The organism is Fructilactobacillus florum DSM 22689 = JCM 16035 (assembly GCF_001436645.1).
In the GTDB taxonomy this organism is placed as follows: domain Bacteria; phylum Bacillota; class Bacilli; order Lactobacillales; family Lactobacillaceae; genus Fructilactobacillus; species Fructilactobacillus florum.
This window is the reverse complement of the sequence record NZ_AYZI01000033.1, coordinates 1-561: the sequence shown is the minus strand read 5'-3', so window position 1 is coordinate 561 and position 561 is coordinate 1. Positions and strand designations below refer to the sequence as shown.

The 561-nt window shown below is 38.5% G+C and carries 1 protein-coding gene; it reads left to right on the top strand.

From position 1 onward, the window contains the following. On the top strand, window positions 1–502 hold a 502-nt coding region (locus FC87_RS06670; RefSeq protein WP_235804448.1), incomplete at its 5' end, for a hypothetical protein. Window positions 503–561 lie beyond the last annotated feature (59 nt).

The window sequence follows — 561 nt, the reverse complement described above, 5'->3', positions numbered from 1 at the left end:
CGATGGTTACAGGAAAAGGGCAACGATACTTTATCGACAAGTTCTGCGGAGCTTTAGCAGAGGTGTAAAGATGATTACAAATCGAGATGAGTGGTACGAAGCTATCCACAAACTAGAAGAAAAGTATGCTAGCGAAAACGGCAAGGGTAGAAAACTAAAATCAATGATTTTTGTGCCTGACGATGATCCACTGCTAAAAGAAGTACAACGATTTTCAAGAAAGATTATCGGAGACCATGAATATCCAGCGAATTTTAAAGCACATGAACGTAATTCTTTTAACACTCATTTTTACGAAGCGTTTGATAGAAATGGCGAACTGATTGCAAGTGGCGATGGTCTCAAAGAATTGTCCGAAGAATTGAAAAATAAACAAATATTCAAAAGAAAGCAAACCACATATTCAATCGTTAGTATCATCAGTAACCACTTAGGTAAGTACAACGGCACTTTTGAATGGGGGAAGGTGGTCAAGCTTGATAGCAGAGCCTATGACAGTTAATCGACAGTCCATCAGTAGCTGGAAACGTAGAACTAACCAGTTACAGAAAAGTCATAACA